A 24,274-nucleotide genomic window follows, 5' to 3' on the forward strand; every position below is an offset into this window, starting at 1 on the left:
GGGCAGGCACAATGCCCGTCCTCGTCGGCGATCCGGAGCAGGTCAGAAAAGATCAGATGCCTGTGCCGGTCCGCTGGCGCCATATTTTGGAGAGTCTCCTTAAAGAACCGCTTCGTGCGGACGCCATATTCTCCGCGACCTGTTCCTCACCCCTCCTGCACCTGGCAGGTCATGGCTCAGGGCTTCGTGCTCGCTTGTTGGCTCCGGAACGCCGCCTCTCCAGCGTCCGACACCTCGACCCATTTCTTGTCGGGTATTGCGTTTGCAACGTAGCTGTCATGCCAGTTCCACCACTTGTACGTCGGGGTTTGAGGATAGCCTTCGGGCGAGTCCTCCCAGACCTCCTGCCGGCCCAATGGCGTGATGTCTAGGTAGTTCCAAGTGCCTCCCATTTGCTCGTCGCCGCGATTATTGACGAAGTAGGTGCGGAATACGCGGTCGCCGTCACGGTAGAACACGTTCGTGCCATGCCACTCGTCCACGCCGAAGTCGGCGTCGAAGCTGTCGGTGAGAGTGAACCACGGCATCTCCCAGCCCATCCGCGCCTTCAGGCGCGCGATGTCGGACTGAGGCGCACGCGAGGCGAAGACGAGGGTGGTGTCACGCGCGTTCAGGTGCGCGACATGGGCGACTTGGTCGGCCACCATGGAGCAGCCCCGGCACGCGTGGTCGGGCCAGCCGAACACGCCCGGCTCGAAGAAGGCGCGGTAGACGATCAACTGTCGCCGACCATCGAACAGCTCGAGCAGGCTTGCCTTACCCTCAGGTCCCTCGAACGCATACGCTGTCTCCACGGCCATCCGCGGCATTCGCCGGCGCTCGGCGGCCAGAGCGTCACGGGCGCGTGTCAGTGCCTTTTCTTTCACAAGCAGCTGCTGGCGGGCCGCCTCCCAGGCCTGGGGCGACACGACCGGTGGAGTGTGCATGCCAGGCTGTCTGCCTTTCCGACCATTTTCAGTTGATCTCGTCATGGCTTCAAATCTCCTGATTTGGGCGAATTTCCGCGCCTGCATTGCTGACGTTCGGTTCGCTCGTGGTGTCCGTGAGATAGTTTGGCACCGGAAAGCGAACAGGGGGAGTAACAAGTGTGGCGCTATTCCGACGGCATCGCTGACGAAGCCGCAGTGCGCACATTCGAAGCGGAAACCTCCGGGGTCTGAACCGCGCGGGCGTTGTGCAGCGATGCTCCGGCTATCGTGATGGGGTCGAGCGGGCCGCTTTCCCGCAAAGGGATGTGACGGCGATCTTCACTGACATTCTTCGAACGTCGGCGCGTATCAAGCCGCAGAATGAACCCCACCTCTTCTTGGGCAAGGATGTGCGATCCTTACAACGGGCATAGCTTCTTAACGACTGAGGAGCCAGAGCATCACGGACAGCAAAATGCTGAAGAGCAGGCCGGTGGTAATTGGGATATAGATAGAGAAATTCTCGCGCTCGATGAGAAAGTCGCCCGGCAGCCTCCCCAAGCCGATGCGTGCAAGCCACGGCCAGAGAATACCGACCGCGACGACAACAAGCCCAACTATGATGAGGATTCTAGACACGGCACACGATGCTATACGACTTCGGTCGAGTAGATGATAACCGAATTTCGATATAGGTAACACTCTTACGTGGCGGTCACGCCCAGGACGAGCCCCTGAATATGTTCCAGTCGTTCTTCCAACGCAGCCGGCGATAAGAGATAAGCGAAGGGGGCATCAAGCGCGTCGATCTGGAAGGACCGGGAACTGGGACGGCAAAGGAACTCCTGGTGCCGGCTTGCTGCTCGGCGATGCCAAGGATGGCGATCGTCAAGGAGAGCATTCAGCCGTTTGCTGTATTGGGGTAGGTCACCGTTTCTAACGACCAATCAGGTCAGGGCGGCAGCTACGACAGCTGCCGCTTTTCCGCTTTCCCCGCCATCCGCATCAATGTCGCCAAACGTCTTGCCCTTTCCAGGCAGGCCGGCTGCTGGTCACCAAATCGCTCCGCGTTAATTTCCATGATCAGCGACGTATCCGGAAGGAACGTGAGCTCGCTGAAAATACCCTCCCAAGGAATGTCACCCCAGCCGATCGGCAAGTGGAGATCGCCGATGCCGAGGGCCGTTGCCTCGGCCGGATGGTAAAAGCGCGTCATGGAGTAGGGAAGGCCAAAGCTGTCATGGACATGCAGATGACCGGTAACCGGCGCCATTGCGCGCAATTCTTCGAGAAAATCGAGATTGCGGTAGGTCGATTCGATATAGGCATGCGAGAAGTCGATCAGCGCAACAACGTTGTCCGATCCGATAGCCCTGACAGTCGCGGCCACTTCGCTCGGCGTCTGGCGGTATTGGCCGCTTTCTGTGGTGAAGATGTTTTCAAGTGCGATGCGTACGCCGTAGCCCTTCGCGATATCGCCCATCTCGGCCAGTGCCTCGCGCTCCATTCGGTCAAGATCGGCGCCATTTTCGCCATCGGCAAGCTGTCCGGCACCTGAATGATGGACGAGTATGCCTGCACCAAGCCGGTTGCAGAGTTCGAGCATCGACCGCACGACCTTCTTTTGCAGCTGCAAATGCTCGCGGTCCATGAAGTTGGAGAGGATCTGGCCGTGCAGCGACAATTTCTTGAAAGGATGCTGGCGAACGATGTCGGCGACGCGGCGCGTGCGATCCTCGATGATGCGGCCGCCGCTGATGATCTCCTCGGCATAGATGCCGATTTCGCAGGCGTCGGCCCCCGTTTCGGCGATTTCCCGCAGCGAAGTGTCAAGCGCACTGAGGTCGCCCTTGCCGGTCCGGTTGCAAAACCCGACGGCGGAAATGATGTCGTTCATGCGGGTGTTCCTCCTGGGAACTCTCAAAAATCAGTGAACAATCGCCAGCGTCGAGGTGGCGGCCGCCGGATGCGGGGAGCTGGAATTGATCTTCATATCTATCCGGCGACCGCTATCGCGCTCGAAGACATGCAGTTGGGACGAGGGTAACTCCAGGCCTACTCGATCGCCTGGACGCACGCTCACGTGTTCGCTGATGACGGCTGCAAATGGCTCGCCATCGATCTCGGCATGGGCGACCCGACCGGAGCCAAGTTCCTCGACGAAGTCTATTGTCGCTCGCACGCCGCTGCCGTCCAGTGAAACGGCACATTGCTCCGGTCGAATACCGATCGTGACATCTCTTCCGCGCAAGCCGGCCGCAAGCGCAGGGTCGATGGGGACCTGCACGCCGCCGAAACGCACCGACGCAGTCTCGACCTCGACGCGTGTATTGAAGAGGTTCATCGCGGGAGAGCCGATGAAGGATGCGACGAATATGCTTGCCGGCCGATGATAGATGTCGAGCGGCTGACCGACCTGCTCGACATGCCCCTTATTCATTACCACGAGCTTGTCGGCAAGCGTCATCGCCTCGATCTGATCATGGGTGACGAAGACGGATGTTGCTGAAAGACGTTGGTGCAGTTTGCGGATTTCCGCCCGCATGGTCACCCGCAGCTTGGCGTCGAGATTCGACAGTGGCTCGTCGAAGAGAAACACCTGCGGCTCACGAATAATGGCGCGCGCCATCGCTACGCGCTGACGCTGGCCGCCGGACAATGCTGCTGGTTTGCGCGCAAGATACTCGGAAAGCCCGACGATCTTCGCCGTCTCCTCGATACGCGTTTCGCGCTCGGCCTTTGACACACCGGCTACCTTCAGCGCGTAACCGATATTTTGGGCCACGGTCATATGCGGATAAAGCGCATAGTTCTGGAACACCATGGCGCATCCGCGCTCGCGCGGCTCGAGCCTGTTGACGACGCGACCGTTGATTGCGATTTCGCCGGCGGTAATCTCCTCGAGTCCAGCGATCATGCGTAGAAGCGTCGACTTTCCGCAGCCAGAGGGACCGAGAATGACGACAAATTCGCCCGAGGCAAAAGACAGGTCGACGCCGTGCAGCGTCTGGGTCTTTCCATAGGATTTGCGCACGGCGCGGATATCGATGTCAGCCATATTTGAACCTCGTTTCTTAAAATCGCCAGGTCACTTTTCGGTGGCGACCAGGCCACGGACGAACCAGCGTTGCAGCACCGCAACGACGACGAGCGGCGGCGCCATGATGATGAGTGAACCTGCCAGCGTGACATTCCAGTCGGGCAAACTGTTTTCCGAAGGGAGCAGCGCGCTCAGCGACATCATGGTCGTCTTGTAGGCCGGGTCTGTGATCATCAGCAGCGGCCAAAGATATTGGTTCCAGCCGTAGACGAACATGATCGTGGTGAGCGCTAACATGTTGGTGCGCGAAAGAGGTATCAGCATGTCGACGAAAAAGCGCACTGGTCCGGAACCGTCCATGCGGGCGGCTTCGGCGAGCTCATTTGGCAGCGTCATGAAGAATTGCCGGTAGAGGAATGTGCCTGTTGCGGTGGCAATCAGCGGCAGGGTGAGGCCCGCATAGGAATTCAGCAGGTTCCATTCGACCGATACCTCGATGCCGGTCAGTGCCGAAATCAGTAATCGAAATGGCTGGAAAAGATCGGCGGCCACGGCATAGGTCGGCACCACGCGAACTTCGAGCGGTAGCATCAGCGTGATGAACACGATCCAGAAGAAAAAATGCTTGAGTGGCGTGCGGAAGAACACGATGGCGAAGGCCGTGCAGGCCGAAAGGGCCACTTTGCCGACGGTGACGAGACAGGCCATGATGAAGCTGTTGATCATGGCCGAGCCGAGATTGGCGCGCGACCAGGCAGCGGAGGCGTTTTCGAGGAAGCGGTCCTGGGGAAGGAAATGGAACGGCACGCTGTTGATCTGTAGCAGCGTTTGACTGGCACCGGCCAGAATGACGAGAAAGGGGCCAATCAGCAGGATAAAGCCCAAGACCATCAGCAGATAGGTCAGTGCATCGGCGATCGGCGTGCGCTGGATCATGGCGGGCTCACTTATAGTGCACACGCTTCTCGATGAAGCGAAATTGGATGAACGTGAAGAGCATGATCAGGCCGATCAGGACGATGCTCTGCGCGGAAGCGCCAGAGTAGTTGAGCCCCTTGAACGCTTCGTCCACGATGCGAAAAACCATCACCTCGGTGCCGTGATTTGGTCCGCCGCCAGTCGTGCTGTGTACGATACCGAAGGTGTCCGAACCGACAAACCCCTCCGTCATCATGATGACGAGCAGAAAGAACAGCGTCGGCGCCAGCAGCGGAACTTGGATATCGATCGCGCGACGGAGAGGTCCGGCGCCGTCCATCGCGGCGGCTTCCGTCAGAGAGCGCGGCACGGATTGCAGGCCGGCCAACAGGAAGATGAACGTGTAACCGGTCCATTTCCAGGCAAAGATGACGATGACGAGGATGAGAGCGTGGGCACCGTATTTTGCCGGGTTCCAGAAATCAGGGAACGCGGCATTGACCGAGGCCATCAGCCCGCGTTCTGGCGACAGAATGAACCGGAAGGCCATGCCGGCTGCCGGTCCGGCGATTGCATATGGAAGGATATAGAGGAACCGGAATAGCCCAGAACCGGGCAGCCGCCGATCCACTGCAATCGCCAGCACGAGACCGACCAGGATAGTGAAGCAAGTTCCGCAAAGGGCGAAGATGAGGCTGACGGCGACGGAATTCCAATAGAATGGATCGGCGAACACCTCGTCAAAATTCGTCAGTCCGACAAATTCCGCTACCCCGCCAAAGGGAGGCTCAAGTGTGAAAGCCCACTTCATCACCGCGATTGCCGGCCAGTAGAAGAAGAGAAGGATCAGAAGAATCTGCGGCAGGGCGAAAAGAATTGGCAGCCACCAGCTTTTGAAAACGGCCCGCTTTTCCATGGATCAATCAAACCAAAAGTACTTCAGGGACAAGAGCCTGCCATATGCGACCGGCAGGCTCTTGCTGACGAGAAACTCAGTTCAGCTTCTGACCGGCATAGGTTTTTTCAAATCGGCGCAGCACGGCGTTGCTTCGATCGGCGGCCTGGTCGAGTTCAGCCTGCACGTCGGCATTCTGCATGAAAATCGCCTCCAGCGCCGTAGAGACCTCCTTGCGGACCTGGGTGAAACCACCGAGGCGGATACCGCGGGTATTCTGCGAGGTCGGCGTGTAGGTCAGGCTGGCGATCGCGAGCTCGCGGCCCTTGTAAGGAGCCTTGTCGTAGAAGCCATTGGCCTTCATGGCTTCAAAGCCGGTCTTGGTGACCGGAATGTAGCCAGTGACCGTCGACCACCATTGCGCCATTTCCGGCGTGGCGAGGAAGTTCAGGAAAGCGGATGCGCCCTTGTACTCGGCTTCCGGACGGCCGGCCATGACCCATAGCGAGGCGCCGCCGACCAGCGAGTTCTGTCGTTGCGTGCCTTTCCAGACCGGCAGCATCGCAACCTCCCACTTGACGCCTTCCGGCAGCGTCTTGCCAATCGTGCCATGGTCAGCGATCGAGGTCTGAATCATCTGGCATGTCTGCGAGGTGAACGCGGGGACGATGTCCATGCCGAGCTGTTTCGTTTTGACGACGAACAGCTTCTCGTCGACCATTTTCTTGAAGAATTTCACATGGTCGACGAATTTGGTCTTGTTGAAGACCAGTTCGGCGTCCAGCCCCTGGTAGCCGTTGCCCTTTGTTGCGATCGGCTGGTTGTGGATGGCGGAAAATTGCTCCATCATCTGCCATGTATCGAAGTTAAAGCCGAGCGGGCAATCGAAACCCGCCGCCTTCAGCTTGCGAGCGGCTTCCTCGACCTCTTCCCAGGTTTCCGGCTTGAAGTCGATGCCGGCCTTCTGGAAAGCGTCGACATTGTAATAGAACATGGCGGTTGAAGAGTTGAACGGGAAGGAGTTCAACTCCCCACCAGCTGTCGCGTAGTAATTGGCGATGCCGCTGAAATAGTTGGTCCAGTCGATCGTGTAGCCGTTGTCGGCCATCAGTTTCTTGGCCGGTACGAACGCTCCGGAGAGCATCATGTCGAGCGTTCCGGCGTCGTAGATCTGGGTGATCGCCGGCTGCTTCTTGGCACGATAGGCGGCAATCGTGTTCTGAAGCGTCGTGTCATAGCTGTTCTGCGAAGTGCAGACGATTTCATAGTCAGCCTGCATGTCGTTAAACTTTTTGCAGGCGTCTTGCACGCGCTCCCCGAGATCGCCCGACAGGCCGTACCAGAATTCGAATTTGGTCTTCTCTGCATGGGCCGGACCAGCACCAAATGCGGTGGCGGCCAGGAGGGACGCCAGAGCTGATTGAAGAACAGTGAGTCTCATCGTAAATGCTCCTTGCACGGATAAAGATGACCGCTGGCGCCTTAGGTGGCCATGGTTCGTTCGCTGCTTCAGCTAGCAGTCCAATGTGACAGTCAGCGTTAACTTCCGTGAAATTTAAATGACGAAGTCTGCAATTCCGTTCACCGCGCCGAGAGCTGTTTATAAGTGTGCGCGACCGAGGAATTTCAGGCCGAAAGCCGCTTGCGGCTTGCTGGCCCGGACAATCGCACCATGATGAATGGACGTGGTACAGGCGCTCGCAGATGTGATGCAAAATCGTCCTCGTTGGCAAGTGACCACCAGATGTTCCGGCTACCTGCCGCTGGTTGCTGGCCGATGGGTTCGGCACCCTCACGAAACTGCCGTCCTTCCAGGCAGTCTTGGAACGTGCTCGGAAGGACCGTCCGCTCTCGGCGACAGGCAGGATGCGGCCACCCACGTGAAATGCTTGGAGCTCTTAATTGACGGGCACAATGGCGGCCACAGCATAGCGGCAACCGGTTGCGCCGACTTCCTTGGAGGTGGCGTCGCACCGGCTTGTTTGCCCGAGGGCATGGGTGCGCAGAACACAGTCGAAGTCGAGGCAGGCGCTACGGAGCCATATCGGACTAAAGTCTGATATGGCGTTAGCGTCACAGTTTGGCCCGATTCCCCCGAATTTTTAGGAAGCGCTTTGATACTTCGATCCGCCTCATCGGGAACGGAATAATAGCAGCAGGCTGCAGGAGTGCAGCCGGGCGTTGCTTCGGCGACGAGGGGCCTACGAGACTGAGGGGGATCCATGTTTCATGCACGCGATCGGCAACTGGATGGTCTTCGGACTTTTGCCATTTCAATGGTGCTGTACGACCATTTCTTGGCAGCCGAAGGATCAGTTTTGGGCCATCTGGGCGTCCGACTGTTCTTTGTACTTAGCGGCTTCTTGATAACGCGGCTTCTCTTAGAAGCGCGCTCGGCAATCCAATATGAGCCAGGCAATGCGCTGAAATCGTTCTATCTTCGCCGCGCACTTCGGATATTTCCCCCGTACTTCGCAGTCCTAGGCTTCGTCTGGCTTGTCGACCTTGAAGGCGCTCGGGGCAGCCTCAAATGGCACGCGCTCTATCTCTCAAATTTCTGGTATGCCCTTCGTGATGAATGGACGCCGTGGGTGTTGTGCCACACTTGGAGCCTAAGCATCGAGGAGCAGTTTTACATCGCTTGGCCGCTGGTCATCCTGTTCGCGCCGCGCCGGTTGATCGTACCGATTTGCATCGCCGTCATCACATTTTCGCTGGGATATCGTTTCTACTGGCCACTGACAGGCACACCGTCTCTCGCGCGTGACCTTCTTCCTCCAGCGTCGATGGATGCGCTCGTCGCAGGCGCGTTCCTTGCAGTCCATCGAAGCAGAACCGATGTCTGGCCACAATGGATACGGCTTAGCTGGGTTCCCTTAACTGTCGTCGCCGTCATTTTCCTCTGGCTGAAATCAGCCGCCATGCCGCCGGCGCTTGAATGGCTGGCATGGATCGGTCGCGAGCTTACTCCCCTCGTACCATTCGTATTGCTGGTTGGATGTTGTTCGTCAGGCCTGCGAGGCGCCTTCGGCCGCCTGTTGGAGCTCTCGCCGATTGTCGCCATCGGGCGCATAAGCTACGGCGTTTATCTTTTCCATCCAATTGTCCTTTCGCTGATCGTCAAGGCTCAACCCTGGATTCCGGTGAATGTCTCAGAACAGGGTCCTTCACGCTTTGTGATTGGAACAACAGCCACCTTGATGGTCGCTTCAATCTCTTGGCTGGCTTTCGAAAGACCGCTCAACCAGCTCAAACGCTACTTTCCCTACGTCCGCTCCGGAAGCTTCGCCTACCTTCCGTCGTCTATCAAGCAAAGTGAGGCCGGGGGACGGGAATATGATGCTTCAGCCTATCGCCGCAGCTATGCCAATCGCGGCATTTCCGATGAACATGCGAGCTGAACGATGTCTGTTCCATTGATCTCTGTTGTGCTGCCTGTCTATAACGGCGAACCTTACGTTGCTGCAGCGCTGGAGAGCATTCTGCGCCAGGACTATGGGCGCTTTGAAGTGATTGCACTTGACGACGGCTCGACCGATCGGTCGTTGAGTATTCTCCAACGGTATCGAAAAGTCGACGATCGCGTGCGCATCGTTTCGCGGGAGAACCGCGGGCTCGTTGCGACCTTGAATGAGGGCATCGCCTTGGCGAGGGGCGACCTGATCGCCAGGATGGATGCAGACGACATTTCCTATCCGTCCCGCTTTTCACGCCAGGTGGCACTTTTTGCCCAGCAGCCCCAGCTCGCCATGAGTGGAACGGGCATCGATCAGCTTCTCGGTAATCGCGTGGTGCGCGGCAAGCCAAATCCGATCTATCAGTCCGGGGATTGGCACATACTGTCGCTGTTCTTTACGATCTTCTTGCACTCGACCGTGATGTTTAACCGAAGGGTCGTTCCCGAAGACATGCTGGTATATGACGCCGGTTATGTGCATGCGGAGGATTTCGATCTTTTCAGGCGAATCGCACGAGAGTTTCCCGCGGCAATGATCGATGATAGCCTGGTCGCCTATCGTATTCACTCCGACAGTGTCACGAGCAGACATAAGCACCAAATGCGTCGAATCCATCTGAAGATCGTTGCAGAGAACCTCGAGCGGCAATCTCTTAACGATGACCCCGACGCTCTTCATGACATCGGCGCAGACGTCACACTGGACACGGTACGCCGTGTGGCAGATTGCATTCTCACGCTGGAAAGAAAAATTGCCAAGCAAGGTGCGCCGGCGTCCTCCAGCTATGCGGACGGAGCCTTGTGTTTCTTCTATTTCCTCTATCAGCTCATTGCCGATGAGCAGCGTCCCGAACTAACCCACGAGTTTCTCACGCGAACCGGAAAGTGGCAGGTCATTCGACGGCGGGAGCGATATGGACTTCGCTCCGCCGTTCATGCCCCGTGGTTGTGCCGCTTTTCAGATGGGGCCACCCGGCGAGCGGATGCGCTGGCGCGTTACTGCCAGTCGGTGCCGGTCAAAATGGTCCCGCCGCTTCAGGGGCTCGCATAGTGGCGGGGGGTGCTGCCGCGCTTGCACCTCCTGTCACCTTCGTACGACGGGAGCTGTCAGAGGTAAACCCGATCGACCAGATAACTCGCCTGCTGAGGTCACAACCGCCATGCTAGAATTCATTATGTCGAGCTTTCGGCTATTGCGTCAGGCTCTGGGCAAAAAGATCGGCCTCATTGCGGTTGTCGTCGTTCTTGGGCTCAGCAGCGCTGTCCTTGAAGGCACTGGCATTGGCCTTATTATTCCCATGCTCGGCATCATTGCCGGCGAGAAGGATCCCTCAGGAATGGCCGGGTTCTCAGCCGTCTTCCAGCAAGTGGGCGCCGGCCTGGATGACCGCGCAAGGCTGATCGCGATCGCTGCCGCCATCCTTGGATTGATCACCCTGAAGAATGTGCTGGCGTTCGCCAACGCCGTGCTTGCCAATTTCATCTACGGCAAAGCCGGCCATGCGATCCGCAGCTCTCTTGCGGGGCAGCTTTTGACGATCGGGTACCCGTTTTTTCTCCAGCAAAGCCCTGGGCGGCTGCTCAATATCATCTCCAACGAATCCTGGCGGGCTTCGGATGCGATACAAACTATGCTCGCTTCGATCGTGTCCGCCTCGGCCGTCGTCATTTTGCTCGCCTTTCTCCTGCTTCTTTCATGGCAGATGACGCTGTGTGTCGCATTGGGGCTTGTTCTGATCCAGGCCATTCATGCGATCTTGTCGGCCAGTCTGAAAGCCCCGAGCCGCAATGTCACTTCGTTCAACGGTGAGCTCGCCGCCAGGATGCTTCATCTCGTACATGCCGGACGGCTGATTCGTGCATTCGGACAGGAGCAGCGAGAAAAAGCAGTCTTTGGTTTCGCTTCAGATGCCGTACGAAAAGCGGGTTTCGTCCTCCAATCCCGCCAGGCTGCACTGCCGCCGCTGACCGAGACGCTTCATTCGGGTCTGTTTCTAGCAGTCGTCGTCGGCGCCTGGCTTTGGGGAGTGAGTTTTCCGATTATCGTGGCTTTCGTGGTCCTACTCTATCGGCTGCAGCCACACGTCCGTTCACTGCAAATGGCATGGAGCCAAGTGCAGAGCTGGAGCGGCTCTTTGGAAGAGGTCAGATGGCTTCTGGATTCGTCAGACAAGCCGCCGCCGCCTGCAGGCGACGGCCAGCTTCATGCGCCTGTTCAGCGGATCAAGTTTGATCGCGTGACTTTCAAATATCCGGGGTCTGGCTCGCGACCCGTCGTGCTGCGCGCCGCGACTTTCGAAATTCGCCAAGGTCGTTCGACGGCCATTATCGGACGGTCGGGTGCTGGAAAAACGACAATCGTCAATCTTCTGTGTCGATTTGTGGAGCCCGATGAAGGAGACATTCTGGCCGATGGCACCCCTCTTAATCAAATCGATCCCGTCCTGTGGCGAAGGCAAATTGCGCTCGCCAGCCAGGACCTTGAGCTGATCGACGGCACTATTCTCCAGAATATTACCTATGGTCACAACGCCTCGTTGGCCGAGGCGGAGAGCGCAGCCAAGCTTGCCGAGGCGCATGAGTTCATCGAGAAGCTTCCTGACGGATATGAGACGATCGTCGGCTATAGGGGAGCCAGCCTTTCGGCTGGTCAACGGCAGCGGATCGCCCTGGCAAGGGCCCTCGTGCGCGATCCGGAAATCCTCATCCTGGACGAGGCCACGAACGCCATGGACGGATTGTCTGAAGCAGCGATCGTGGAGACCTTGAAATCAAGAGCTGGTCGTCGTGCGACGATCGTCATCAGCCATCACCGCAGCACGATCTCATTTTGCGACGACGTCGTGATCCTTGATGGCGGCCGCGTCAGGAACCAGTCCCCGTTTGCCGAAATCGCGACTTTAAGCATGGACCAACTCTACGAGCACGCAACGCTCTCTTCCTAAGGGCAGGAAGGCTTCGGCCCTTGATTGCGCATGATTGTCAGTCGTTTTCGCTTTGCCTTCGCCGCAGGCATGGTCCTTTCCGATATCGATGCGTCCTGTCCGAGTCGCTTAACGCGTTGAACGATGATCTGCTCCAGCGCCAGTCGAACGCAGCGAGCCACCGCCCGGTCAGCTGTGACGCGCCGCCGCCTGCTCCGCTCATCCGAAGTTGTTATCCCGCTAACATTTTCAGTTGACCCCTTTAGCCTACGCGCTAGCTGACGGTTGAGGGCATCAAAGTGAAGAAGATGGCAATGCCCTTCGAAGGATCATTCTTGACGTGCGAACAATGGCTCGGGCGTCAAGCTCGTCCTCAAGGAGACTGCCGCCCTTCGCGACGATAATGGAAAGAACGCCAACGTGCCGCCGGACGGGCAAGGCTTCAAGAGGAGCAGCTATTAGCGGAGATCAACATGCCACAGCTTGAAAGAATTCCCCATGTCGTGCCCCACGACGAACATGTCGTCACTGCAAGAGAAGCTCTTGAGGGGCTCTATCTGAAGCTTGAGCAGGAAGCTGAAGTGCGTCTGATCGCGGCCGCGCTTCGAGCGGGCTGGTCTGCCGAAGAGGCGTTGGATGCCATCGACCAGTTGCGCCAGGAAGACATGCATTCGATGCATTAACGAGACCTCGCACGTGCACGCACCCGACAAGTCGGTCGCGCAAGGCGCCCGCGCTGTGGTTTGCCGCAGCGGGTCGTCTATCTGGTTTTCGGACTGCTGCTCACATTCACGGTGAACGTGCCTATGAACGAGACGTTAGTCGCGACTGCCGTTCCCCATGACATCGAGACCGCGGGAAATATCTGGCGGACCTATTCGGAGCGATGGCAGTTTTTAAACCAGGTGAGAGAATAGCCTTGGCCCTTGCGGCCCTTGGGGTGGCAAGGTTGTGACCGGAGTACCAGGCCTGAATGACCGCATAGAGTTGACGGCGAACGTCACCGTCGGGAGAGGAGGGCGTGCGCCGCTGCCGTGGTATTGTCTTGTTCAGTCCTCCGTCGGTCCTGCGCGCGTCAGCATTTCTGGGGTGAAACCCGTCAAACCAATAGCCGTTGAAAGTCTGGCTTAACCCTGCATTCCGTCTGCACGGGACGTTTATTGCGGTTCGGTAGACTTATGGGCGGTTGGCGCTGGTTGCCAAAATCTCGAGGGGAGGCGAGATTTGCAAACTCATAACTCGGGAGGCAGCCTGTGCAGGAACATCTGGTCGGACGCAGAGGAAGAAAAGAGCCGCCAGTGAAGCGAGCAATACGGTCCAGCGATTTGCTTTGGCATGCACGCCTCGCTTCGGCCGCAGGCGATGCTGGCGTACGAGGCGCCGTTCGAGCCAAAACGCTTCTTCCTGGGGTGCCCGTCTTCCTTTATCTATAGTACCTTCAGGTTCTCGGCGGACGATTTGCCCGACCGGCGATCCTGGACGATCTCGTAGCTGATCTTCTGGCCTTCGCTCAAGTTGGTAAGACCCGACCGCTGGACGGCGGAAATATGAACGAACGTGTCGGTTGAGCCATCATCGGGCTGGATAAAGCCAAAGCCCTTGGTTTGGTTGAAGAACTTCACTGTCCCCGTCGGCATTTTCCGATCCTCATCTTTGGAAACTCATTCAAATACATTGGAAGAACGCTCATGCGATGACAAGTGGCAACTTCAGTCCTCCGGTTGTCGAAGTCCCTTTCTGCTGAGATCGCCTGCCGGTACCAACGACCTACTCGTATCGCCGGCGGCGGCAGACCTCCACCAAAAACCCCGGCTGCATCAGACATCGTCGGGACTAGGTGCGGCCATCTGCCAACTCGCTGCGGCTAGCCCGGACTACCTCATGTTGGTGAGTCGACACATAGCCGTTATAAAGGATCGTGGCATGGTTGGCTCGATACGAATCGGAGTTCTGCATGAGCATAGAAAGCCGTCGGGTGGCTGTCACAAAAGCATTTGGGCGCGCGCGCAGGCTCGGTCTCGAAATTGATGCCGATCCAGCCTTTCATGCCTTGATCGAATGCTGGGTCACGGGTGAATTGACCATGCCACAAGCTCGCGAGCGGTATCTCGCAGTGCTGAAAGAGCGGGAACAGTCCCGTCGCAAGCGAGGACTATCTGTCCGTCCGGATCCCGCGGTGCCCGAAGAAGAGGCAAAGCCCTCGACGGGAGAAGTGGGAGCTAGGGACGAACCAAGTCTGCAGAGCGTGCGAAAACGACGCCGGACGCGAAAGCCCGAATGACTGCCTTTCGTGAACTCCGGCCGATGACTTTATAAAGGCCGTGGTGGTTGGCGCTGGAGGTGCTTGTTGCGAAGATACGCTGTGGCGGCGCCTTGAAAGGGGCGGCCCGCGTCACCATGTCATTGTTACGCTTTCAGCCTTTCGGCTTCCTGATCTCGCCGGCTCGGCCGGCTGCTTGGCTATCCGAGAACTGCGAACGTCCCGAATTCCGCCCTGGCGGAAGATAATTGCGCTGAACGCTATTGCCTCGCGCATCCACGTTTTAGGATACCTTTATGATAGACACGACCCGCCACACGGCGGAAAGCCTGTTCCGGCGCGCAGCGCCAGAAGGTTCGAATGCTGCCAAGCTAGAGGCCATACGCGCCAGGCAGATCCTCAGAATGAAAGAACGCAGGCCCGTTGAAAGGCAGCAGCGGCTCGAAAATCGCACAAGGAGCGCCAACCTCTTGACGTTATTTGCCCGTAAGGAGCCCACGCATGGCGCCGTTTGACTACAGTGCTGCTGCAGGACTTTATCCCTGCAAGACAGTAAGGAGAACGAGCCACCTTCGATACAAAAGGTTTGATTCAGCCGCTGAAGCACTCCGCTTTGCGATAGAGGACATGCCTGCCTCGATGCTTCGCGGTTCCGTTCTGGAAGTTGAGGAAGCCCGCTTCGATGGTCAGCAGATGCAGACGTTTTACGAAGCCGATGCATATCCTCTGCCCAGGCGAAAGAACTGAAGCGCGTATGATGCCCTCAACCTGGCTGGCGCGACTGGTCTCGTCCTATTCTATCAAAAGTAGTATCACCTTTAGGTGCCAAAACAAGAAGTTGACGTGACGATCAAAGCGTCTATACTCGCACCATCGATACTTTGTTTGCCGATATTTGTTTTTGCTGCGCCTCGCGCTTCGTGACGAACTTCCCTCTCTCAAAAGTCGAAAACTCGCTGTGCATCGCTCAGCGGTGAACAATGTTGCTAAAGAAAGGGTTCGTTATGACGACCGGCACGGTTAAATGGTTCAATTCCACCAAAGGTTTCGGCTTCATCCAGCCTGATGATGGCAGCGCCGATGTGTTCGTTCATATTTCGGCTGTCGAACGTGCAGGGATGAATTCGATCGTCGAGGGCCAGAAGCTCGGTTTCGAGCTCGAGCGCGACAGCAAGTCGGGCAAGATGTCTGCCAGCCAGCTCAGGGCCGCCTGAGCTTTAGCCGCCGATGACCGCGGATGTACCGGTACGGCGGCACGAAGCTTCAAGGGGCCAGGCTCGTGTCTGGCCTCTTTCCGTACTGAGGCTCCTTCAGGAGCGCACGATACCAGCGCGCCACCGGCCTTCATTGGGTGCGCATTCATTCCACCCATGCTACCTTACGAGATCCAAAGGAATATCTGTTGAGACGTCCCACCGACAACGGCTTTGCCGAGCGCCGCGATGCTGCGGCTGAGGCCAAACGAGAGCTTCTGGCAAAGTTTGCCTCCGCCCCGAAATCGGCTGATCCCGCCATGCAGGAGCGACTTGCCGCGCGTGATGCGGTGACCCAGGCCCGTGAGCTCCGTCGTGCCGAACGGGAAGCATTGAAGGCGGCACAGAACCGGCGAATTCTTGCCGACGCGGCGGCCGAGGAAAAGGCAGAAGCCGAATCTCGTCAGGCAGAAATTGCCGATCAGGTTTCACGCGCCGCGGCCGCCGAAGCCGCACGCAAGGCCGAACGCGATCGCCGTTATGCCGCACGCAAGGCTCGTCAAGCCTGACGCGCAAACCACTGCGTTAATGGGCGCAAACGGGTTATGCGCGCACAGATGGTGCAAGATGCGCGAACAGGAACTGCTTTTGATGAATGCAAATGTCTATACACCTGCCTCACTTGCTGAAGACAATGTCGCAGCTTGGTTGAAGACCCTGGCGAAATACCGTCAGCCGCGGGTTCGTCGCAGCGCCTTCGAGCTGATTGTCACCGTCATCCCGTTCGCAGGGTGCTGGGCTGTCGCCTATTTTTCCCTCGCTTACGGATTCTGGTACGGGCTGGCCGCAGTCATTCCGGCTGCAGCCTTCCTGCTGCGCCTGTTTATGATCCAGCACGATTGCGGCCATGGCTCGTTCTTCGCCCGTCGCGGCATCGACGATTGGACAGGGCGTGTCATTGGCGTGCTTACGCTGACCCCTTACGATTATTGGCGCCGTGCGCACGCCGCCCATCATGCATCGGCTGGCAATCTGGACGAGCGGGGTGTTGGCGACATCACGACCCTGACGGTTGCAGAATACCGTGCCCTTTCGCCCATGAGACGGCTCGGCTATCGCCTCTACCGGCACCCACTCGTGATGTTCGGCATCGGCCCGGCCTGGCTCTTCCTCTTCAAGCAGCGCCTGCCAATCGGAATGATGAACTCCGGAGCGCTTCCCTGGGTATCGACAATGGGCACAAACCTTGCCGTCGCCACACTCGGAGGCTTGATGATGTGGATTGTGGGGGTCTGGCCGTTCCTGCTGATCCACCTGCCGATCGTGCTGGTGTCGGGTGCGGCCGGCATATGGCTCTTCTACGTCCAGCATCAGTTCGAGGATACGCACTGGTCAACGGGCGACGACTGGCGGTTTCCGGAAGCTGCCCTTCACGGTGCGTCCCATTACGACTTGCCGCTGGTGCTGCGATGGATGACCGGCAACATCGGCATCCACCACATCCATCACCTGTCGAGCCGCATACCCTATTACCGGCTGCCCGAAGTGCTGCGCGACTATCCGCAACTTGCTGGAATCGGGCGCATTACACTTTGGCAAAGCCTGCAATGCGTCGGGCTTGTGCTATGGGATGATCGACGCCAGAAACTCGTTTCATTTCGTGACGCCGCGACAGCGGCGGCTTAATCCCGACACGCGGGAATCGGGCTCGGTTCCCGGTGGAGCGGCCGCGGCTGTCTTCTAAAACCAGCATGACCGCGAAGACGAGACTATGATTGAGCATACTGACCGAGATTCCACTCCGTATCGGGACAGGCGAGCTTAGATGCTCGATGAAACCGGTCCGTGGAGCACCACGCGATTGCGACCGGCCTGTTTCGCAAGGTAAAGCGCCGCATCGGCCTGACGCTGAAGCTGCTCGGGCGATGCCGCCTCTGCGGCTGGAGCCTGTACCGCCACTCCAATGCTCAGGGTGACGTAACGGGAGACGCGCGATCCAGGATTGGCAAAGGTGCCGGCTTCGACGCTCTTGCGAATTTCTTCAGCCACAGCGATGGCTCCGCGCGCGTCCACCCCTGGAAGCAGAACAAGGAACTCTTCGCCGCCGTAGCGCGCCACATGATCCCGATCGCGCCTCACGCAGTCCTGGATAATATCGGCAACCTCGACGAGACAGCGATCGCCCTCGGCATGGCCGAGACGATCATTCAGGTTCTTGAACTCATCGATATCGCACATCAGCATGGCTGCGCCTGCAGGGCATTTGGTGCCGCCGCCCCAGAGGCGATCGAGTGTTTCCATCATCCAGCGCCGGTTTGCGATCCCGGTTAGGGGATCGGTTCTTGCGAGATGCTCAAGTTTGCCATTTGCGTCGGCCAGTTCGGCGACACGGCTGCGGTCTCGAAGCTCAAGAAGGAAAGTCTTCTGGGCAAGAATCGTCATGGTCCGTCTGGCAACGACCGTTGCAATGATACCACTGGCAAAAAACAGCGTCGCAGCCACGGCGCTCCCGATTTCAAGGCCCGGGTTCAGCAACTGAAAAACGAGATAAAGGCCGAGCGCCAAAACGGCGATCGTCACCGTCCAAGCCAATGGTATGCCAAAGATGATGATGGCTGTAATCGCCACGAACAGCATGATGTTCAAGTGCCGCTCGTAGAACTCGCCACCCGCGCTCACGCCCACCAATGCGATCGACAAGAGAATGAGGAACATGCCGGCAATCAGCGAGAACCCTTGGAGCCAGGGCGCGCGCGGCCTTTGCCAAACAACGGCGATGGCCATAGCGACTGCCGGGAGGATGCTGCTCGGCGGGAGCATCGGCAGGGTGACGGCTCTTGGAAGCATCAACATGTTGAGCGACAGCGTCAGCACATCCAACAAAGCTACCCATATCATCCAGGCGCGAACGATCTTGGCCGTTCGCGACCAGGAGCGCTCCCGAAACAGGCGACGAAGCTCGCCTTTGAGACGGATGTCACGTGTACGGCGTGTGAGAAGCCGTTCAACTTCCGCCATGGCAGCTGGGTCCTGCACGTGAAGCGGCACCTGTTTGGACGTATTCAACGAACCGATGGGAACTGCATTCTCCTGGACATCCATTTGCACCCAACTAGCGGAATATCTGCCGCAGGCAAGCATGGCAGGGCGCCCTGAAAATGGATTGCCATGATCGCAACCATTTTCGTGTTCAGCCGCAAATTCGTGCAATCAATGCCGCTGTACACCCGACAACTTTGCAGTTCGTGTCGACCCCGGTCGTCGAGATCGGGACTGATCACGCGTCGGATGCCGGGCGACAGAGCCAGATTTCCCTCTCTCACTGAAAGTTGAAGGGACGCAGGTAGTCGAGGGTCATTCTCGGACCAAGCTGTGTTACAGTCCTTTGCGTGAATAACGCAGTGATTGGTTGACGATGTTTACGACGCTTGCGGTTCTCATCAGCCTCTCCGGTCTCGCCTCGACAGTGGCGCAAGCTTCGGAAGGCGAGGTCGATGTCGAGCTTGTCCTTGCTGTCGATACCTCACGGTCCATGGATTATGAGGAAGTTCGCATCCAGCGTGAGGGCTATATCGAAGCGCTCAAGCACAAGGAATTCATCGACGCGGTGAAGGGCGGTCTCACCGGCCGCATCGTCATCAGCTATTTTGAATGGGCAGGCTATGTTGTGCCCGATTCCGTGATCGAGTGGCAGGTAATCGAGACGCAGCAGGATGCGATCGATTTCGCCGATAAGCTGGAAGCGCGACCGATCAGCACGCAGCGTCGTACATCGATCTCCGCTGCGATAGCCCAAGGCGCCACAATGATAGTCTCCAGCCCCTATGACGGCATGAGGAAGGTGATCGATGTTTCCGGGGACGGGCCAAACAATTCCGGCGATCCGGTCATGTCCACCCGGGACAAGGCGTTAAGGGCAGGCATCGTCATCAACGGTCTCGCAATTATGCTGAGACCTGCCGAGGCTTCGAGCGGGCTCGACAAATATTATGCGGATTGCGTAGTCGGCGGCCCCGGATCCTTCGTGCTGCCAGTTCGCAAGATCGAGGATTTCGCCGTTGCTGTGCGCCGTAAGCTAGTCATGGAGATCAGTGGCCTTACCCCGTCGGCGGTGATGCAAAAAATTGCCGGCGACATATCGGCTACCGACTGCATGATTGGCGAGAAGCAGTGGCAGGACCTGTTCAACCGCTGAGTTTCACTGTCCTCCCATCCCGTTTCCGTTCGGTACTTGCAATTGCGTCTCTCAGTCCGCTGGCTCTACCGGGCGACCGGTTCTTCGTTCGGCGACAAAGAGCCCGTGACGGCGGTGCTCACCAAAAATGCGCTTTCGGCAACTTGCTGAACGCCGGATATTTATTGAACGAACGCCCGTCGCTGACGCTCCATTATCTATCGCGCAGCCCCCATGCCTTCTATCACCAGCTTCACGCCGAACGCCCCTACGACGGCCCCTGTTGCTCGGTCGATCCATTGCTTGGAATGCAGGTAAACGGAACGCGGCTTTCTGAACGAGAAAGCGAAAGCGACAATCGCGTACCAGACGAATTCGTTGCAGAAGAGCAAAGGCGGCAGGACGATCAGCATCCAAAAGGGTGGGGACGCCGGAAGCATCGCCGCAAACATCCATGCATAAAAGATTGCGGTTTTCGGATTCGCGAGCTGTACCAAAAGCGCTCGGACAAAGGCTCTCCGCGATGAGCCTTGATGTGTCGGCATGTCGTTGGCGATCTGGACAGGGTCAGCGGCGCCGCGCCAGATCTTGATCCCAATCCACAACAGATAGGCGCCGCCTGCGACGTGGAGCGAGAAATCCAACACGTGGAAGTGGCGTTCAGATAGCGTCAGCCACGTTCTTAAGTCCACGCATAAGTGAGCTGTCAGAGGCCACTCCTCAGGGAGTGGACTGGCCAGGGTGTTTCGCTCGCCCCTTATAACGGGCCATCACCAAACGAACCTGATTGAAGTGGAGCTGGTCCACAAGGACCTAACTAGCGATGATCTCGACAGGTTGAGGACCTGGAAAGCCACAGCTGCTGTATATGTCGGACAGGGCCGGATGTCGCAATCCTTACCGAAGCGGTACATCGCAGATCCGCTACTACGAGGTTCTGCCTGACGACACGTTCTACAGCGCAACCGTTGGACTCGACGACGAAGGTTGATGACGTCGCCGCGAAGCTGATCGAAGCTTCGTGGGCCATCTGGACTGCGCGGCCTAAACGCTCCGTCATCAGCAATTCGACTGCGAGGTCCACAGGCTGGTGCGCTTGAACGCAGGACCGGCTGCTCCAGTTAACGTGGAAAGACCACATCACGGAGACCGCCCATGCCGCCTCGCAAACGAACCGACACCGCGCCCTTGGTTGCCAAAGGTGCCAAGATCGGCGAGCCCGTCCCCAAGGCGATTGTCGACACCAACACCGCCGCGCTAGGCATTCCGCCTCAGCCGGACTATGATCCTCGCGAAGAAATCAGCGCCCTGCGCAAGCAGATGGAGGCGTTGCGGCAGCAGATTTCCGACGCCGCGCAATCCGTAAAGGGTGGCGCAAGACAAGCCGCACGTCAGACTGAAGCAACGGTTAAGCTCTATCCTGTTTCATCACTCCTGGCCGCCGCTGCGGTCGCCGGTGCGTTTGCCTTTGCGATCGCCGGTCTTCGATCATCGACGCCTCGTTCACGCTACGACCGGGCTCTCGACGAAGTACGCGATCTTTACGACCGTATCCGCGACCGTCTTTAGTCACATTTAGGGATTGCCTGTTGATCGATTCTTCCTCACGCTGCGTCATGCAAGCGAGAGGACACGCATGCTCGAAGTCATTATACGCCGCAGCCTGGACATCGTTGACCGGACAGAACGCTTGGTCGAAAAGGCGAGAAGGCTGATCGGAAGTGGAAGTCTCGACGACGTCGAGGTATATCGAATTCACACGGAGATCGAGCGCCTTACGGACCTCGTCTTCATCATGGACGACGCAGCGCGGTTGCTCCGCCGGACGTTCGAGCAACGTCCAGAGATGGCTCGTGCGTATCCGGCTCACGTGACCCTGCAGTAGAACCGCCACGCCTCCGATAGGACGCACGCTGCTGTGCTCATTCTGGCGCCTCTGGTGCCGGCAAGCCGCCTCCCGGAAAAGTGGCTCCCCGACAGTGCTTCCGCGGCACCGGAAAAGTCCGGTCCGGTGGGGTCGCTACCTCCTTGATGGCTGCCATTCTTCACTATCTGCCGACACAAAGAGGGTCGCAGGCGCGAGGTTTCACGTACCATACCACCGGAGAGGAACAAACCTTCCAATTGATGGTTCATGAGATGCGGCAGGCCGCCATGCCGCATACTGAAACCGAAACACGAACATCTTGGCGAAGCCGCCGACGCGGAGAAAACACGGTTGCGGCCCAGCTGTATTCGATGATGGATCATGACCGAAGATTGCATCCGACGTCTCTAACAAGGCTGTTTCAGTCGCGTCCGACGTTCATGGTGCTTCCAAGGCCGGGTGGTCGAGGAGGTGGACAAATCTTAGGGTGAGCAAGGGGAACCGCGATCCCAATAAGAAGCGTGGCCAACCGCAATTACCCTGCTGAAATGGAATTACCTATGCTCAGTCGTCCGCACATTAAGCTGTCGAGCGTCGCCACCCTCCTTGTCGTGGTGGGCGGTGTACTCGTCGCACTGAAGGGCACGCATGGAGACACGCCAGACGGATCAGTGGAGACTGAGCTCGAGGCTGGTCGAGGAAGGGACGCAAGCGTCCCCGAGGCGATACCCGTGAAGGGCCTGCGCGATGTCTTTTGGCGGGTGGTTCACGAAGTCATCGATGATCGTGTGACACTCATAGCAGCCGGAGTGACGTTCTACCTCTTGTTGGGTCTGTTCCCCTCGCTGTCGGCACTCGTCGCGCTTTACGGGCTGATTGCAGATCCGGCCACCATGGCTGGCCACCTCCGGGAACTGTCAGGACTGCTTCCGCCGGGCGCGTTCGATCTCATCGCCGATCGCATCAAGAGCCTCGCCGAAAGCCGCGATTCGACGCTTGGCATTACGTTCTTCGTTGGCCTTGCCATCGCCCTGTGGAGCACGCATAGCGGGACGCTGGCGATCTTCGATGCGATGAACGTGGCCTATGAAGAAAAGGAAAAGCGGGGACTGGTCAAGCTTAACCTCGTAGGGCTGTGCTTCACTTTCGGCGCGATGCTCTCTGCCGCCACAATAATAGGACTGGTCGCTGTCATGCCTGTGGTGCTTTCCTATCTTTGGCTCGACCTATTCAAGGAGCACATGGCCCTGCTTCTGAGGTGGCCGTTGTTGCTTTTGATCGCAGCCGCTGCGACCACCGCCGTATACCGCTTCGGTCCGAGCCGCGAGCCCGCCAAGCTCCGATGGATGACGTGGGGTGCCTTTCTCGTGACCTTTTCATGGTTTGCGATGTCGGTCGGATTTTCGTTCTATCTCAACCACTTCGCCAACTACGACGCGACCTACGGCACCCTCGGTGCGCTGATCGGTTTCCTGGTCTGGATTTGGCTGTCGATCGTCATCCTGATCGTGGGAGGCGAGCTGAATGCCGAGCTGGAACACCAGACGGCGAAGGACACTACCACGGGGGCACCATTGCCGATGGGATCACGCGGAGCCTATGTGGCGGACACTCTCGGCGAGACCGCAGACCGGCTGCGCTGACCAGCAGGGACGCCTTCGCAGCCAGTTTGGCACGATCGAAAGCTTCGAGACCCGCTGCCACCTTCCGGTCAGTTTTCCTGCAGACCCGGTCCAGGAGCTGGCGAGATGCGCAGGAGACCAGCGCGCGTCCAAACGATGGTTATGCGAGCCTGCCCAAAATATTGGCAAAGGCAACCCAAGCAGTCCTCCCCAGTCGCGTATCAGCTTCATCTGCCCCCGTGCGCATGCAGTGACGATTTTGGCGTTGTTTCCTCTGGAAGGAGGATACGATGACCAGCCTCTGGATCGCAAATCAGCTCGGCTTCTTTCGCGAACATTTGTCGGCGATGAAGAGCTGATCTCGCAAAGCTCTCCGAGGGCCACAGGGCGTCACTACCGCCAGCGATCAGAACTATATTAGCCCGGCTTTGTTCGACGGGAATGGTGGCAGCCGGAATCGATTTGGCGAAGCGTTGAAGACAGTGCTCGAACAAGCTTCGATAGGAAACCAGCCCGTTCGCGTATTCCTTTGTCCATGAAGGATCGGTGGGTACGAAGGGCAGGGGCTCGCTCTTCCATGTCCACGATGAGCGCTCCGGCCAGGCGATGCCGTCACGGCCCGGTCCGATGTTTCCCCAGACAACGGACGTTGGGCTCATGGCAAAGACTGCGTCGACGCGCTCATCGCGAGTAGCGACAAGCAGAGCAGCTTCCGCACCTTTTGATGTTCCGGCTATGGCGATCAGCTTGCAGCCGCGTTTCTCAAGTTCGTCGATTGCCTGGACGAACGTCTCCAGCGGGACTTCACAGATTCCTGGGGCTTGGCCCTCGCCGCCGAACCAGCGCAGGGCAAGCGACGTGACGCCGATGCTGGCGAAGAGCGAAGCACGTGGAACATCGACACGCCCGCTCGATCCGGCGAGAACAAGGATTCCCCATTCTGTCCGCCGGTCAGGCTCAAGCAATATTCCCTGGACGTTTCCGGATAGATCGATCTGGATACAGCTCGCCATTGA

23 protein-coding genes are annotated in these 24,274 nt (G+C 58.1%); 12 read left to right on the plus strand and 11 right to left on the minus strand.

Annotation, left to right across the window (positions count from 1 at the left end; genetic code table 11):
* Nucleotides 1-176: 176 nt before the first annotated feature.
* The 7 genes from QA644_RS25625 to QA644_RS25655 form a co-directional block, all read right to left on the minus strand.
* A complete protein-coding gene (locus tag QA644_RS25625) occupies nucleotides 177-971 on the minus strand; it encodes a thioredoxin family protein (protein ID WP_239600943.1) in 795 nt (264 codons plus the stop codon).
* 375 nt (nucleotides 972-1,346) lie between these two features.
* Entirely contained in the window at nucleotides 1,347-1,547 is a 201-nt protein-coding gene (locus QA644_RS25630; RefSeq protein ID WP_074071655.1) for a DUF2905 domain-containing protein, read from the minus strand.
* 325 nt (nucleotides 1,548-1,872) lie between these two features.
* Nucleotides 1,873-2,805, minus strand: a complete 933-nt coding sequence (locus QA644_RS25635) for a sugar phosphate isomerase/epimerase (protein WP_283073800.1) — start codon at nucleotides 2,803-2,805, stop codon at nucleotides 1,873-1,875.
* A gap of 30 nt (nucleotides 2,806-2,835) precedes the next feature.
* Nucleotides 2,836-3,966, minus strand: a complete 1,131-nt coding sequence (locus QA644_RS25640; protein WP_283073801.1) for a sn-glycerol-3-phosphate import ATP-binding protein UgpC — start codon at nucleotides 3,964-3,966, stop codon at nucleotides 2,836-2,838.
* A 30-nt stretch (nucleotides 3,967-3,996) separates the two neighbouring features.
* Entirely contained in the window at nucleotides 3,997-4,884 is an 888-nt protein-coding gene (locus tag QA644_RS25645) for an ABC transporter permease subunit (protein ID WP_283073802.1), read from the minus strand.
* A 7-nt stretch (nucleotides 4,885-4,891) separates the two neighbouring features.
* On the minus strand, nucleotides 4,892-5,782 hold the full coding sequence (locus QA644_RS25650) for a sugar ABC transporter permease (RefSeq protein WP_283073803.1): 891 nt from the start codon (nucleotides 5,780-5,782) through the stop codon (nucleotides 4,892-4,894).
* Between the two features lie 76 nt (nucleotides 5,783-5,858).
* The gene (locus tag QA644_RS25655) at nucleotides 5,859-7,202 is read right to left on the minus strand and encodes an extracellular solute-binding protein (RefSeq protein WP_283073804.1); all 1,344 of its coding nucleotides are present in this window, start codon (nucleotides 7,200-7,202) and stop codon (nucleotides 5,859-5,861) included.
* 781 nt (nucleotides 7,203-7,983) lie between these two features.
* On the opposite strand from QA644_RS25655, the gene QA644_RS25660 reads away from it, so the two are divergent.
* The 4 genes from QA644_RS25660 (at nucleotide 7,984) to QA644_RS25675 (ending at nucleotide 12,825) form a co-directional block, all read left to right on the plus strand.
* Nucleotides 7,984-9,162, plus strand: a complete 1,179-nt coding sequence (locus tag QA644_RS25660; protein ID WP_074071661.1) for an acyltransferase — start codon at nucleotides 7,984-7,986, stop codon at nucleotides 9,160-9,162.
* A 3-nt stretch (nucleotides 9,163-9,165) separates the two neighbouring features.
* A complete protein-coding gene (locus QA644_RS25665; protein WP_283073805.1) occupies nucleotides 9,166-10,269 on the plus strand; it encodes a glycosyltransferase family 2 protein in 1,104 nt (367 codons plus the stop codon).
* 109 nt (nucleotides 10,270-10,378) lie between these two features.
* Nucleotides 10,379-12,163: an ABC transporter ATP-binding protein gene (locus tag QA644_RS25670; protein WP_283073806.1), complete on the plus strand. Its 1,785-nt coding sequence runs from the start codon at nucleotides 10,379-10,381 to the stop codon at nucleotides 12,161-12,163.
* Between the two features lie 452 nt (nucleotides 12,164-12,615).
* Nucleotides 12,616-12,825, plus strand: coding sequence for a hypothetical protein (locus tag QA644_RS25675; RefSeq protein WP_040115276.1), 210 nt, complete (start codon nucleotides 12,616-12,618; stop codon nucleotides 12,823-12,825).
* Between the two features lie 744 nt (nucleotides 12,826-13,569).
* On the opposite strand, the gene QA644_RS25685 is transcribed toward QA644_RS25675, so the two are convergent.
* Nucleotides 13,570-13,779 carry a cold-shock protein gene (locus QA644_RS25685; protein ID WP_092588292.1) on the minus strand — a complete coding sequence of 70 codons (210 nt, stop codon included), beginning with the start codon at nucleotides 13,777-13,779 and terminating at the stop codon, nucleotides 13,570-13,572.
* 1,124 nt (nucleotides 13,780-14,903) lie between these two features.
* Between QA644_RS25685 and QA644_RS25690 the strand changes: the two genes are divergently transcribed.
* The 4 genes from QA644_RS25690 (at nucleotide 14,904) to QA644_RS25705 (ending at nucleotide 17,281) form a co-directional block, all read left to right on the plus strand.
* A complete protein-coding gene (locus QA644_RS25690; RefSeq protein ID WP_283073807.1) occupies nucleotides 14,904-15,149 on the plus strand; it encodes a hypothetical protein in 246 nt (81 codons plus the stop codon).
* A 257-nt stretch (nucleotides 15,150-15,406) separates the two neighbouring features.
* A complete protein-coding gene (locus QA644_RS25695) occupies nucleotides 15,407-15,616 on the plus strand; it encodes a cold-shock protein (RefSeq protein WP_074073049.1) in 210 nt (69 codons plus the stop codon).
* 188 nt (nucleotides 15,617-15,804) lie between these two features.
* Nucleotides 15,805-16,164, plus strand: a complete 360-nt coding sequence (locus QA644_RS25700; protein ID WP_283073808.1) for a DUF6481 family protein — start codon at nucleotides 15,805-15,807, stop codon at nucleotides 16,162-16,164.
* Nucleotides 16,165-16,246: 82 nt separating this feature from the next.
* On the plus strand, nucleotides 16,247-17,281 hold the full coding sequence (locus tag QA644_RS25705) for a fatty acid desaturase (RefSeq protein ID WP_283074026.1): 1,035 nt from the start codon (nucleotides 16,247-16,249) through the stop codon (nucleotides 17,279-17,281).
* A gap of 135 nt (nucleotides 17,282-17,416) precedes the next feature.
* Here the strand turns inward: QA644_RS25705 and QA644_RS25710 are convergent, their stop codons facing one another.
* A complete protein-coding gene (locus QA644_RS25710) occupies nucleotides 17,417-18,613 on the minus strand; it encodes a GGDEF domain-containing protein (protein ID WP_283073809.1) in 1,197 nt (398 codons plus the stop codon).
* A 397-nt stretch (nucleotides 18,614-19,010) separates the two neighbouring features.
* On the opposite strand from QA644_RS25710, the gene QA644_RS25715 reads away from it, so the two are divergent.
* Entirely contained in the window at nucleotides 19,011-19,790 is a 780-nt protein-coding gene (locus QA644_RS25715; RefSeq protein WP_283074027.1) for a DUF1194 domain-containing protein, read from the plus strand.
* Nucleotides 19,791-19,987: 197 nt separating this feature from the next.
* Here QA644_RS25715 and QA644_RS25720 read toward each other — a convergent pair whose 3' ends face one another.
* Complete coding sequence (locus QA644_RS25720) at nucleotides 19,988-20,461, minus strand: LysE family transporter (RefSeq protein ID WP_283073810.1); 474 nt, start codon at nucleotides 20,459-20,461, stop codon at nucleotides 19,988-19,990.
* A gap of 463 nt (nucleotides 20,462-20,924) precedes the next feature.
* Between QA644_RS25720 and QA644_RS25725 the strand changes: the two genes are divergently transcribed.
* The 3 genes from QA644_RS25725 to QA644_RS25735 all read left to right on the plus strand — a co-directional run bounded on the left by QA644_RS25725 (nucleotide 20,925) and on the right by QA644_RS25735 (nucleotide 23,279).
* On the plus strand, nucleotides 20,925-21,338 hold the full coding sequence (locus QA644_RS25725) for a hypothetical protein (RefSeq protein ID WP_239600934.1): 414 nt from the start codon (nucleotides 20,925-20,927) through the stop codon (nucleotides 21,336-21,338).
* A gap of 67 nt (nucleotides 21,339-21,405) precedes the next feature.
* Nucleotides 21,406-21,654: a hypothetical protein gene (locus QA644_RS25730; RefSeq protein ID WP_194731320.1), complete on the plus strand. Its 249-nt coding sequence runs from the start codon at nucleotides 21,406-21,408 to the stop codon at nucleotides 21,652-21,654.
* Between the two features lie 542 nt (nucleotides 21,655-22,196).
* A complete protein-coding gene (locus tag QA644_RS25735) occupies nucleotides 22,197-23,279 on the plus strand; it encodes a YihY/virulence factor BrkB family protein (RefSeq protein WP_283073811.1) in 1,083 nt (360 codons plus the stop codon).
* A 206-nt stretch (nucleotides 23,280-23,485) separates the two neighbouring features.
* Here QA644_RS25735 and QA644_RS25740 read toward each other — a convergent pair whose 3' ends face one another.
* Complete coding sequence (locus tag QA644_RS25740) at nucleotides 23,486-24,271, minus strand: acyl-CoA thioester hydrolase/BAAT C-terminal domain-containing protein (RefSeq protein ID WP_349254139.1); 786 nt, start codon at nucleotides 24,269-24,271, stop codon at nucleotides 23,486-23,488.
* Nucleotides 24,272-24,274 lie beyond the last annotated feature (3 nt).

Source organism: Rhizobium sp. CC1099 (genome assembly GCF_029714385.1).
In the GTDB taxonomy this organism is placed as follows: domain Bacteria; phylum Pseudomonadota; class Alphaproteobacteria; order Rhizobiales; family Rhizobiaceae; genus Rhizobium.

What these genes read in the sequence shown, in the direction of transcription:
- QA644_RS25625 (WP_239600943.1), bottom strand. Translation starts at nt 971, where the DNA reads ATGACGAGATCAACTGAAAATGGTCGGAAAGGCAGACAGCCTGGCATG.
- QA644_RS25635 (WP_283073800.1), bottom strand. Translation starts at nt 2,805, where the DNA reads ATGAACGACATCATTTCCGCCGTCGGGTTTTGCAACCGGACCGGCAAG.
- QA644_RS25640 (WP_283073801.1), bottom strand. Translation starts at nt 3,966, where the DNA reads ATGGCTGACATCGATATCCGCGCCGTGCGCAAATCCTATGGAAAGACC.
- QA644_RS25645 (WP_283073802.1), bottom strand. Translation starts at nt 4,884, where the DNA reads ATGATCCAGCGCACGCCGATCGCCGATGCACTGACCTATCTGCTGATG.
- QA644_RS25650 (WP_283073803.1), bottom strand. Translation starts at nt 5,782, where the DNA reads ATGGAAAAGCGGGCCGTTTTCAAAAGCTGGTGGCTGCCAATTCTTTTC.
- QA644_RS25655 (WP_283073804.1), bottom strand. Translation starts at nt 7,202, where the DNA reads ATGAGACTCACTGTTCTTCAATCAGCTCTGGCGTCCCTCCTGGCCGCC.
- QA644_RS25660 (WP_074071661.1), top strand. Translation starts at nt 7,984, where the DNA reads ATGTTTCATGCACGCGATCGGCAACTGGATGGTCTTCGGACTTTTGCC.
- QA644_RS25665 (WP_283073805.1), top strand. Translation starts at nt 9,166, where the DNA reads ATGTCTGTTCCATTGATCTCTGTTGTGCTGCCTGTCTATAACGGCGAA.
- QA644_RS25670 (WP_283073806.1), top strand. Translation starts at nt 10,379, where the DNA reads ATGCTAGAATTCATTATGTCGAGCTTTCGGCTATTGCGTCAGGCTCTG.
- QA644_RS25675 (WP_040115276.1), top strand. Translation starts at nt 12,616, where the DNA reads ATGCCACAGCTTGAAAGAATTCCCCATGTCGTGCCCCACGACGAACAT.
- QA644_RS25685 (WP_092588292.1), bottom strand. Translation starts at nt 13,779, where the DNA reads ATGCCGACGGGGACAGTGAAGTTCTTCAACCAAACCAAGGGCTTTGGC.
- QA644_RS25690 (WP_283073807.1), top strand. Translation starts at nt 14,904, where the DNA reads ATGGCGCCGTTTGACTACAGTGCTGCTGCAGGACTTTATCCCTGCAAG.
- QA644_RS25695 (WP_074073049.1), top strand. Translation starts at nt 15,407, where the DNA reads ATGACGACCGGCACGGTTAAATGGTTCAATTCCACCAAAGGTTTCGGC.
- QA644_RS25705 (WP_283074026.1), top strand. Translation starts at nt 16,247, where the DNA reads ATGAATGCAAATGTCTATACACCTGCCTCACTTGCTGAAGACAATGTC.
- QA644_RS25710 (WP_283073809.1), bottom strand. Translation starts at nt 18,613, where the DNA reads ATGGCGGAAGTTGAACGGCTTCTCACACGCCGTACACGTGACATCCGT.
- QA644_RS25715 (WP_283074027.1), top strand. Translation starts at nt 19,011, where the DNA reads ATGTTTACGACGCTTGCGGTTCTCATCAGCCTCTCCGGTCTCGCCTCG.
- QA644_RS25725 (WP_239600934.1), top strand. Translation starts at nt 20,925, where the DNA reads ATGCCGCCTCGCAAACGAACCGACACCGCGCCCTTGGTTGCCAAAGGT.
- QA644_RS25730 (WP_194731320.1), top strand. Translation starts at nt 21,406, where the DNA reads ATGCTCGAAGTCATTATACGCCGCAGCCTGGACATCGTTGACCGGACA.
- QA644_RS25735 (WP_283073811.1), top strand. Translation starts at nt 22,197, where the DNA reads ATGCTCAGTCGTCCGCACATTAAGCTGTCGAGCGTCGCCACCCTCCTT.
- QA644_RS25740 (WP_349254139.1), bottom strand. Translation starts at nt 24,271, where the DNA reads ATGGCGAGCTGTATCCAGATCGATCTATCCGGAAACGTCCAGGGAATA.